The sequence below is a fragment of the Streptomyces populi genome (assembly GCF_002911015.1).
GTDB lineage: Bacteria > Actinomycetota > Actinomycetes > Streptomycetales > Streptomycetaceae > Streptomyces > Streptomyces populi.
Genome location: NZ_KZ627032.1, coordinates 1 through 9567, shown reverse-complemented (window position 1 = coordinate 9567; position 9567 = coordinate 1). Strand labels below are relative to the sequence as shown.

General features: G+C 70.4%; 8 protein-coding genes and 1 pseudogene. 4 read left to right on the top strand and 5 right to left on the bottom strand.

From position 1 onward, the window contains the following. The 3 genes and pseudogenes from CW362_RS41525 to CW362_RS41515 form a co-directional block, all read left to right on the top strand. Positions 1 to 1093: pseudogene (locus tag CW362_RS41525) on the top strand (TerD family protein); the annotation flags it as partial. A 347-nt stretch (positions 1094 to 1440) separates the two neighbouring features. Further along, positions 1441 to 2430, top strand: coding sequence for a TerC/Alx family metal homeostasis membrane protein (locus tag CW362_RS41520; RefSeq protein ID WP_103554766.1), 990 nt, complete (start codon positions 1441 to 1443; stop codon positions 2428 to 2430). Between the two features lie 156 nt (positions 2431 to 2586). Further along, positions 2587 to 3687 carry a calcium:cation antiporter gene (locus tag CW362_RS41515; RefSeq protein WP_103554769.1) on the top strand — a complete coding sequence of 367 codons (1101 nt, stop codon included), beginning with the start codon at positions 2587 to 2589 and terminating at the stop codon, positions 3685 to 3687. Positions 3688 to 3694: 7 nt separating this feature from the next. Here the strand turns inward: CW362_RS41515 and CW362_RS41510 are convergent, their stop codons facing one another. Both CW362_RS41510 and CW362_RS41505 read right to left on the bottom strand, forming a co-directional pair. Further along, positions 3695 to 4996, bottom strand: coding sequence for an MFS transporter (locus CW362_RS41510; RefSeq protein ID WP_206301219.1), 1302 nt, complete (start codon positions 4994 to 4996; stop codon positions 3695 to 3697). A gap of 60 nt (positions 4997 to 5056) precedes the next feature. Beyond that, entirely contained in the window at positions 5057 to 6103 is a 1047-nt protein-coding gene (locus CW362_RS41505; protein ID WP_103554764.1) for a S66 family peptidase, read from the bottom strand. A gap of 101 nt (positions 6104 to 6204) precedes the next feature. Here CW362_RS41505 and aroQ point away from each other — a divergent pair, with 101 nt between their 5' ends. Next, positions 6205 to 6678, top strand: a complete 474-nt coding sequence (aroQ, locus tag CW362_RS41500) for a type II 3-dehydroquinate dehydratase (RefSeq protein ID WP_103554763.1) — start codon at positions 6205 to 6207, stop codon at positions 6676 to 6678. A 94-nt stretch (positions 6679 to 6772) separates the two neighbouring features. On the opposite strand, the gene CW362_RS41495 is transcribed toward aroQ, so the two are convergent. The 3 genes from CW362_RS41495 to CW362_RS41485 form a co-directional block, all read right to left on the bottom strand. Next, a complete protein-coding gene (locus tag CW362_RS41495) occupies positions 6773 to 7540 on the bottom strand; it encodes an amino acid ABC transporter ATP-binding protein (RefSeq protein ID WP_206301218.1) in 768 nt (255 codons plus the stop codon). Next, positions 7537 to 8382, bottom strand: a complete 846-nt coding sequence (locus CW362_RS41490; RefSeq protein ID WP_240658333.1) for an amino acid ABC transporter permease — start codon at positions 8380 to 8382, stop codon at positions 7537 to 7539. The genes CW362_RS41495 and CW362_RS41490 overlap by 4 nt, the downstream gene beginning before the upstream one ends. A 152-nt stretch (positions 8383 to 8534) precedes the next feature. Next, positions 8535 to 9419, bottom strand: a complete 885-nt coding sequence (locus CW362_RS41485) for an ABC transporter substrate-binding protein (protein WP_103554762.1) — start codon at positions 9417 to 9419, stop codon at positions 8535 to 8537. Positions 9420 to 9567 lie beyond the last annotated feature (148 nt).

Here is a 9567-nt window from a genome sequence, read left to right as displayed (position 1 = left end):
GGAGGAGCGGCTGTACAACCAGGTATGGGGGATGTTCGAGGACCTGGCCCGGACCGTCGCCGCGTACCGCAGCGCCGTCGACTTCGCCGACTCCCGCATGGAGAAGGAGCTCGACCAGGTCCTGTCCGACCCGCGCAGCAGGATCGGAGGGCAGGGCGACGAGGCCCGGGAGGCCGCCCGTGCCAAGCACACGCAGCTGGTCGACCAGGCCCGGGCCGCTCTCGACCGGGACCTCGCCCAGCTCGCCGCCGAGGCCGAGGTCGTGGAGCCCGCGCTGCCGATGGCCTACGCGCGCTGGGACAACCCGGTCTGGCACGGTTACCGCGCCCCCATGGAAATACCCATGGCGCTGCGGCTCGGCGACCTCCGTCTGCCCGAGACCGAGAACCTGAGCATCCCGATGCTGGTGCGTCTGCCGCTGGAGCGCGGTCTGTGGGTCGACAGCGGGCGCACCTCTCTCGACGGCACGCTCGCCGACTCCGACCAGCTGCGCCGCCTCGCCATGGACACCGCCGTGGCGCACGCCGCCCGGCTGCTCGCCGTGTATCCCGCGGGCGAGTTCAGCGTGCATGTCATCGACCCGGCCGGCACCGGAGCCTCGTCCCTGGCGCCCCTGACGCAGTCCGGGGTGCTCGCCGGCCCTCCGGCCGCGGGTGCCGCGGGCGTGACGGACGTGCTGAGCCGCCTCACCCAGCGCGTCGACCTGGTGCAGATGGCGATGCGCGGGGGAGCGGCCGACTCGCTGCCGCCGGGCTTCGACACCGCCGAACAGCTGCTGATCGTCAATGACTTCCCGCACGGTTTCGACGACCGTGCCGTCACCCGGCTCCGCTACCTGGCGGACGAGGGGCCTGCCGTCGGTGTCCATCTGATGATGGTGGCCGACCGGGAGGACGCGGCGGCGTACGGGCCGCTGCTCGATCCCCTCTGGCGGTCGCTGCTGCGGATCACTCCGGTGCCCGACGACCATCTCGCCGATCCATGGGTCGGGCACGCGTGGACGTACGAGCCCTCGCTCGTTCCCGCGAACAGCCAGGTGCTCCAGCAGGTCCTCGCCCAGGTGGCGGCGGCCCGCCGGTCGTGGAACCGCTGACCCCGTCCCGGTCACCCCGTCCCGGTCCGTCCTGACCTTCGCGAACCTGTCGATCCGAGAGACCGAACGGCTTGACCAAGTAACTGCAAAGTGCTCTGACCAGCGAATTTGGTCCTTCTTTTACCAATCCCTTTACCTTTCCTTGGTGATTCGGGTACTCTTTTTCCATACGGAGGGGAGTACTCCCTACTTGCTGCGACGCACCCGTCAGTACGGATCGAGTCGGATCCCGGGGCGTCGGCCCGCAGGCTTCGGGGCGCATCCAGCGCCCCGGGCGGTGTCGGGTGGAAGAGACCTCCGGTGGCGAACGACGCTGAAAACTGCCGTTACGTACTGCCGGAGGCGCAGTGGATGTTTCCCTGACCCTGTGGGTCCTGACCATCGTGGGACTGGCCGCTCTGATCGCGGCCGACTTCTTCATCGGCCGCAAGCCGCACGACGTATCGATCAAGGAAGCCGGAATCTGGACCGTCGTCTGGATCGCCCTCGCCGGGCTGTTCGGACTCGGACTGCTCCTCTTCGCCGGCGGAGAGCCGGCCGGAGAGTTCTTCGCCGGCTTCATCACCGAGAAGTCGCTGAGCGTCGACAACCTCTTCGTCTTCGTCCTGATCATGGCGAAGTTCGCGGTGCCCTCGAAGTACCAGCAGCGCGTGCTCCTCGTGGGCGTCCTGATAGCCCTCGTCCTGCGCGCGGTGTTCATCGCCGCCGGCGCCGCGATCATCGCGAACTTCGCTTGGGTCTTCTACATCTTCGGCGCGTTCCTCATCTACACCGCCTGGAAGCTGATCCAGGAGGCCCGGGCCGACGAGGACGACGAGGAGTTCGAGGAGAACAGACTGCTCAAGGCCGCCGAGCGGCGGTTCGGTGTGGCCGACCGCTATCACGGCACCAAGCTGTGGATCCGCCAGAACGGCAAGCGCGTCATGACGCCGATGCTGGTCGTGATGCTGGCGATCGGCACCACCGACGTGCTCTTCGCGCTCGACTCGATCCCCGCGATCTTCGGCCTGACCCAGGACCCGTACATCGTCTTCACGGCCAACGCCTTCGCGCTGATGGGGCTGCGGCAGCTGTACTTCCTCATCGGCGGCCTGCTCAAGAAGCTGGTCCACCTCAGCTACGGTCTGTCGGTCATCCTCGGATTCATCGGCGTCAAGCTCGTCCTGCACGCGCTGCACGAGTCCGGCGTCCACGTTCCCGAGATATCCATTCCGGTGTCGCTCGGCGTGATCTGCGCGGTCCTGGTGGTCACCACGATCACCAGCCTGGCCGCCACCAGGAAGCAGACGGCACGGGAGCGGACCGAGAGCGCTTCGAAGGAGAGCGTTGACGTCTGACCGCGTCGGACACGGCGACGGCCACCTCCGGGAGCGGTGCGCGCGGCATCACCGGCCATCGCTCCCGGCACCCGTCCGGGCTCGTCCGCCGCGATCCAGGCGAGCGCCCAGGGCCGCCGGAGTGCGGGGCTCGCCCACGACTGCGACGATCGCGGCATGATCGTTCGGCTCAGGTCACTCGTGACGCGGTGGACCGTCGTGGTGCCCGTGCTCGCGGTGGTACTGCTGACCTTCACCTGGGGACGCGACCTGCCGGGCGCGGTCGTCGCGCTGGTGACGCTGGTTCTCGCGGGTTCCGTGCTCGCCGCGGTGCATCACGCCGAGGTGGTCGCCCACCGGGTGGGGGAACCCTTCGGATCCCTCGTCCTCGCCGTCGCGGTCACGATCATCGAAGTCGCCCTCATCGTGACCCTGATGGCGGACGGCGGCGCCAAGAGTTCGACGCTGGCCCGCGACACGGTGTTCGCGGCCGTCATGATCACCTGCAACGGGATCGTCGGCCTGTGCCTGCTCGTCGCGTCACTGCGCCACGGGACCGCCGTGTTCAACGCCGAAGGAACCGGGGCCGCCCTGGCGACCGTCGCCACGCTCGCCACCCTCAGTCTCGTCTTCCCGACCTTCACCACCAGCAAGCCGGGCCCGGAGTTCTCCGCCGCGCAACTCACCTTCGCCGCGGTCGCCTCCCTGGTGCTGTACGGCCTGTTCGTGGCGACCCAGACCGTCCGGCACCGTGACTACTTCCTGCCGATCACCCAGCAGGGCAAGGTCATCGACGTGGACGACCACGCCGACGCCCCGTCGGCCCGCGAGGCCGGGTTCAGCCTGGGGCTCCTCGGCCTGGCCCTGGTCGGTGTGGTCGGCCTCGCCAAGGGCGTGTCGCCCACCATCGAGTCCGGGGTCGAGGCGGCCGGCATGCCGCACTCCGTGGTCGGTGTGATCATCGCGCTGCTCGTGCTCCTCCCCGAGACCATCGCGGCGCTGCGCTCCGCCCGCCGGGACCGGGTGCAGACCAGCCTGAACCTCGCCCTCGGTTCCGCGATGGCCAGCATCGGACTGACCATCCCGGCCGTCGCCCTGGCCTCGGTCTGGCTCTCCGGACCGCTCGTTCTCGGCCTCAACGCGACGGAGATGGTGCTGTTGGCGCTGACCGTGGTCGTGAGCTCGCTGACGGTCGTTCCCGGGCGTGCCACCCCGCTTCAGGGAGGTGTCCATCTGGTCGTGTTCGCCGCCTACCTGGAACTGGCCGTCAACCCCTGACCGGCGGTCAGTCCGCGAGGGGCGCGACCGCCAGCCTGGGCACCGGCCGGGTCTCCGGCAGCAGCGCGAAGCACCCGAGGCTCAGCAGCGCGATCCCCGTCAGATAGGCGGCGACGCCCCATGGCACGCGCTCCCCGCTCGCCACCGCCGTCGCCACGATCGGCGTGAGCGCGCCCCCGAGGACCCCGCCCAGGTTGTATCCCACGGCCGCGCCCGTGCAGCGCACCCGCGGTTCGTACAGCTCCGGCAGATACGCGGCGATCACCGCGAACATGGTGATGAACGCGATGAGCGCCACCAGGAAGCCGAGGAACATCAGCAGGGGTTCACCGGTCGACAGCAGGCCGATCATCGGGAACATCCACAGTGCCGCGCCGGCGCAGCCCGCCATGCACAGCGGCCGCCGCCCGTAGCGGTCTCCCAGCAGGGCCACCAGGGGTGTCAGCGCCCCCTTCACCACCACCGCGGCCATGATGCAGGTCAGCATGACGGCGCGGCTCACGCCGAGCCGTTCGACGCCGTAGGCGAGCGCCCAGGTGGTCACCGCGTAGAAGACGGCGTATCCGACGGCGAGTCCGCCGGCCGTCAGCAGGACGAGCCGCCAGTGGTCGCGCACCACCTCGGCGAGCGGCACACGCGCGTGGTCCCCCACTTCGAGGAACCGCGGGGTCTCCTTCAGTGAACCGCGCAGCCACAGCCCCGCCATCGCGAGGACCCCCGCCGCCCAGAACGGCACCCGCCAGCCCCACTGCGCGAACTGCGCGTCGGACAGTGTCGACGACAGCGCCAGCATCACGCCGTTGGCCAGCACGAACCCCAGGGACGGACCGATCTGGGGGAAGGCCGACCACAGCCCCCGCCGTTCGGCGGGCGCGTGCTCGGCCGTCAGCAGCACCGCCCCGCCCCACTCGCCGCCGAGGCCGAGCCCCTGTAGGAAGCGCAGCACCAGAAGCAGCACGGGAGCCGCGACACCGATGCGGTCGTACGTCGGAACACAGCCGACGGCGACGGTCGCCGCGCCGGTCAGCAGCAGCGAGGCCAGCAGGACCGGCCGCCGCCCGCGCCGGTCCCCGATGTGCCCGAACAGGACCGAGCCCAGCGGACGGGCGACGAAACCGACGCCGAACGTCCCGAAGGCCGCCAGTGTCCCTGCCAGCGGCGAGAACGTGGGGAAGAACAGAGGTCCGAGAACCAGCGCCGCCGCGGTCCCGTAGACGAAGAAGTCGTAGAACTCGATGGCCGTCCCGGTGAGCGAGGCGGCCGCGAGCCGCAGCATGGAAGGCGCCCTTACGGTGCGTACGTCGTGCATGCCGGATCAACTACCCACAGTGACCATCAGTTACGGGGGCGTGCGGGAGCACGGCGTGCGTCAGTAGGTGACGGTGATGCGCCTGGCCGGACCGTCGACCCGGACGGTCCCTCCGTAGGGGATGACGATCTGGGGATCGGTGTGGCCGAGGTCCACATCGAAGACGACCATCATGTCCGGGGCGTATGTGCCGACGGCCCGGAGGACCGCTTCGCGCTGGTCCCGGGCGTATCGGATCCTGGCCCCGGGTTCGTGGGGCTGCTCGAACGACCACGCCTTCGGCCGGCCCATGAGGAGCGCCGGAAAGCGTCGCAGCAGGCTGCGCTCGCCCATGCTGCGCAGGATCCAGAAGACGTCGTCGGCCCCGGGCATGTCCTCCGAGGTCTCCAGGAACAGCACGTGGCCGTCGTACACGGAAGGATCGCGGGCGATCTCGCGGTCGGCCATCAGCAGCCACGACAGGATCTCGATGTTGCCGCCCCAGGAACGGCCCTCGACCACCCGGTCCGGGCGGACCCAGGTCCAGCCCGAGCCCGGCTCGGTCGACGGTGCGGCGAGGAAGCTCTCCGGCGCCTCCCAGGGCAGGTCGACCTCGCGGAAACGGGTCGCGGGACGCAGTTCGTACGGGCCGGAGGTGAACAGCGCGGCCCGCAGCGACTCCGCGGTCAGCGGATCCATGGCACCAGGCCGGCCGAGCTCGCACATGACCGTCGCGCCGTGGTAGCCGACGATCCCGGCGTTCCACAGGTGGACGAGGAGGTTCGTGTTGTCGCTGTATCCGAAGAACGGCTTCGGATTCGCCCGGATCAGCTCACGGTCCAGCAGCGGCAGGACGGTGATCTGGTCGTCGCCGCCGATGGACGCGATGACCGCCTTGACCGTCGGATCGGCGAACGCCGCGTGGATGTCGTCGGCCCGCTCCCGCGGGGTCGACCCCATCTTCCGGGTCGCCGGGTACTCGACCGGCTCCAGGCCGAACTCCTTCCGCAGCCGCTCCAGGCCCAGTTCGTACGGGAGCGGCAGGAGGCCGGGCAGACCGCTGGACGGCGAGATCACGGCCACCCGGTCACCGGGCACGGGCTTGGGAGGGTACACGGGGGTCGTCATGGCGCGAGCGTACGAGCCGTCACCCTTTCGGTGCACCGTGATAAACCGGGTCCGAGCAGCGGCCCTTGACGGGCCGGCAGACCCGAAGGACCGGAGGAAACGTGCCCCGCACCCTCGCCAGCGCCCCGATCATGGTTCTCAACGGCCCCAACCTGAACCTCCTCGGGCAGCGGCAGCCGGAGATCTACGGCTCCGACACGCTCGCGGACGTCGAGACGCTGTGCGCCGAGGCCGCGGCCGCGCACGGGGGAACGGTGGACTTCCGGCAGTCCAACCACGAGGGCGAGCTGGTGGACTGGATCCACGAGGCCCGCCTCAACCACGCCGGGATCGTGATCAACCCTGCCGCCTACTCGCACACCTCCGTCGCCATCCTGGATGCGCTCAACACCTGTGACGGACTTCCGGTGGTGGAGGTCCACATCTCCAACATCCACCAGCGCGAGGAGTTCCGGCACCACTCGTACGTGTCGCTGCGGGCCGACGGGGTCATCGCGGGCTGTGGTGTGCAGGGGTACGCGTTCGCGGTGGAGCGGGTGGCGGCCCTCGCGGGAACGGGGCGGGCGGACACCTGAGCACGAGGTTCCGGCCGAGGACCCGACCGGGCGGAGCGGGTGGAGCGGGCGGACACGTGGAGCCGGGGACGTCCGGTCGCGTGTCCGCCCCCGGTCACAGGCGTCCCGCCTCGACGATCCGCCCGAGGAAGCGCCGTGTGCGTTCCTGCCGCGGGTCGCCGAAGACCTGCTCGGGCGTGCCGCGCTCCAGGATCACACCGTCCTCCAGGAAGCAGACCTGGTCCGAGACCTCGCGTGCGAAGCCCATCTCGTGGGTGGCCAGGACCATGGTCATGCCGTCCGCCTTCACATCGCGGACGACGTCCAGGACCTCGCCCACCAGTTCGGGGTCCAGGGCGGCGGTGATCTCGTCGAGGAGGAGCAGCCTCGGGCGCACGGCCAGGGCGCGCACGATCGCGGCCCGTTGCTGCTGGCCCCCGCTCAACCGGTCCGGGTACTCGCCCGCCCTGGCGCCGAGCCCGAGCCGTTCGAGCAGCTCACGCGCGTGTGCCTCGGCCTCCGCGCGGCCCACCCCGTGCACCCGGCGCGGGGCGAGGGTGATGTTCTCCAGGACGGTCATGTGCGGGAACAGGTTGTACGCCTGGAAGACGACGCCGATGCGTCGGCGCACCGCGTCCTGGTCGGTCACCGGGTCGGTGATCTCCTCGCCGTCCAGCCAGATCGCCCCGTCGTCCACCTCCTCCAGGAGGTTGGCGCAGCGCAGCAGCGTGGACTTCCCGGAGCCGGACGCGCCGATCAGCGTGGTGACCGTGTGCGGGGCGACCTCCAGATCGACGTCCCGCAGGACGACCGAGTCGCCGAAGGTCTTGCGGACGGACTCCATCCGCAGCAACGGGCCGCCGGGTACGGGTGTCTCGCTCATACGATGCCTCCCTGGCCGCGGTGCCGGTCCGTGCGGGCGGTGACCCAGTCGGTGAAGCGCGTCATCGGGACGGTCAGGGCCACGAAGAGCAGCGCCGCGACGATGTAGGCCGTGTAGTTGAGGCTGCGGCCGACGATGACGTCCGCGGAACGCATCGCCTCCACCGCGCCGCCGATCGAGACGAGGCTGGTGTCCTTCTGGAGGGACACCATGTCGTTCAGGAGCGGCGGGACCTGACGGCGGACGGCCTGGGGCAGCACCACATGACGGAGCGTCTGCCGCGCGGTGAGACCCAGCGAGCGTGCCGCGGCCCGTTGCGAGGGGTGCACGGACTCGATGCCGGCGCGGACGACCTCGGCGACGTACGCCGAATACGTCAGCACCAGGCCCGCGCCGCCGAGGAGGACGGGGTCGGTGGTGACGCCCTGCAACTGGAGCGCGGGTACGCCGAACACGACGATCGACAGACAGATGATCAGCGGCAGACCGCGGAAGAAGTCGGTGTACGCGGTGGCGAGGGCGCGGACCGGCCAGTACACCGGCCCCTTCAGCGTGCGCGCCACGGCCACGAGGGTGCCCAGCAGGAGCACCACGACACCGCACACCGCGAACAGCCGCAGGTTGAGCCAGAGACCGTCGAGGACCTTGGGGAAGGCCTCACGCGCGTACGACGCGTCGAAGAACGTCTCCTTCGTGCGCGGCCAGCCCGGCGCGTCGACCACGACGAGGTACAGCACGACGGCCGTGACGAGCGTGGAGAGCGCGGCCACGGCCGTCGAACGGCGGGCCCGGCCGCGCCGGTGGCGCTCGCGCTCGATCCTCCTCCGCGACGGGACGTACACCTCGTTCCGCCCGGGCGTCGCTCCACCGGCCGGATCCCGTTCGGGCGCGCCCTCTTCGGACACCTCCGCCTCGAGCACACCCCCGCCCGGCGCGCCCTCCGCGGCCGTCTCTCCTTCGGGGCCGTCCTCCGCCCGCCGCCCACTCGTCGCCGTCACCTGAGCACCGGGGCGTCGACGGCCTCGGACAGCCACCGCTTCTCGATCCTCGCGAGCGTGCCGTCCGCGCGCAGGGCGTCCACGGCCTTCGTCACGCAGGGGGTCAGCGCGCTGCCCTTGTCGAGGACGAGCCCGAACTGCTCCGGTGTGCCGCCCCTGTTCTCGAACTGCCCGACGATCCTCGCGTCGGTCACCTCGGCGGCCGTGATGTAGAAGGCGGTCGGCAGATCGGTGACGACGGCGTCGACCTGACCGTTCTTCAGGGCGGACTTGGCCTGGTCGTTCTTCGCGTACACGGCCGGTTCCCGGGCCGGCTTCACCACGTCGTCGATGTAGTCCAGGCTGGTGGTGCCGACCTGCGCGCCCAGCTTCAGGCCCTTGAGGTCCGCGAGGCCCGTCGCCTTCGCGGCCTCGGAGCCCTTCAGCGCGATGACCGCCTGGCGTACGTCGTAGTAGCCGGACGAGAAGTCCACGGCCTTCCTGCGCTCGGCACTGATCGACACCTGGTTGATGTCGAAGTCGAAGGTCTTCGCGCCGGGGGCGAAGGCCTTGTTGAAGGGCACGCTCTGCCAGACGACGTCGCCGTCGGCGAAGCCGAGCCGCCGCGCCACGGCGTACGCCACCGCAGACTCGAAGCCCTTCTTGTCGGCGGGCCTGCCGTCCTTGAACCACGGTTCGTACGCGGGCTCGTCGGTGGCGACGGTGAGCTTGCCGGGGGTCCGGGTGCTCAACGAGCCCTTGGCGCAGCTCTCGGCGGTGCTCCCGGAAGCTTTGCCGGACGCCTTGCTCTCCGGCTGCGGAGCACAGCCCGAGGCGAGGGCGAGCAGGGCGACGGTGCAGACGGAGACGGCGGGGCGCAGGGCGCGTCGGGGTCGGTACATGGCCGGAGAGTGGCAGCGAAGCAGCCGCTTGTCCACGCCGCGGCGGTGAATGTCCGCATGGTGGGAACGGGTGTTGCGGCCGTGTGAACACGCGTGCCGCAAGGCCGTTCGGTCGCGGTCGCGGCACCCCGGCACAGGAGCGGGGGGG